Genomic DNA, 896 nt, shown 5'->3' with positions numbered 1-896 from the left:
GCGCCGGCTCAGGCGTGCGAACCGGCCTTGCGGCGGCGTACGAGGACGAGCGCGCTCCCGCCCGCCGCGAGGGCCACGCCGCTCGCGAGGGCGAGCTGCGGCAGAGTGGAGGAGGAGCCCGTAGCGGCGAGGCTCCCGCTCACCGGCTGCGCGGTCCCGCCCTGCGGCCGGACGTCGGAGGAGGCGCCAGGCGTGGGCGCGGCCGTGTGCGGGCCGGTGGTGCGGGGCGTGGCGACCCCGATCTCGATCGGCCCGCTGCCCGCCGCGCCGATCACGAACTCGTAGTCCTCAAGGTCCGGGCTGCCGCCGCAGGAGCCGTCGGCGTTGAAGTAGTCACCGGCGACGAAGGTCACGCCCTTGCCCGCGGGGGCCGAGGCGTCGACCTTGAGCCGCATCCTGACGTCGGTGTGGGCCCCGGCCTTCAGCGGGCTGATGGGGTCCATGTAGTGCTTGTTGTCGACGGTCTTCCACGTCGAGGGGGAGCCGGAGGACCACTGGAGGTGGACGAGTTCGTCGCTGCTCCTGAGCCCGCTCTTGTCGGTCGCGTGGACGTAGGCGAAGGGCAGCACCTTGTCCATCGTCTTGTCGGTCCCGTTGGTCACCCGGAGCGTGAAGGCGACCTTCGTCCCGGCGACGACGGTGGACGGCAGGCCCTGCACGACGGTGGTGAGCCCGGCCTCCGGCACACACTCCGCGCCGCCGGTCTCCTCGCCCTGGCCCGGCGAGTCCAGGGCCTCGGCCAGCGCCTTGTCGGCGGCGGTCTTGTCGGCGAGGGCGGCCTTGGTGGCCTTCTGCGCCTGGCCGAGCTTCCGCGTCGCGGCGACGCGCTCGTCGTCGCGCGCGTCCACGGCCTGCGCGGCGGCGTCGTCGGCGGCGGCCTTCGCCTCCGCCGCGGT

At 74.4% G+C, this 896-nt stretch carries 1 protein-coding gene; it reads right to left on the bottom strand.

Annotated features, from left to right (window positions below; genetic code table 11):
- Nucleotides 1-8 precede the first annotated feature (8 nt).
- Nucleotides 9-896: peptidase (locus tag G3I42_RS16000; protein WP_164286546.1), on the bottom strand; the 888-nt coding region annotated here is incomplete at its 5' end.

Source organism: Streptomyces sp. SID11385 (assembly GCF_010548245.1).
GTDB lineage: Bacteria > Actinomycetota > Actinomycetes > Streptomycetales > Streptomycetaceae > Streptomyces.
The sequence above is the reverse complement of the archived record's forward strand: the minus strand, read 5'-3'. Positions and strand labels throughout refer to the sequence as shown.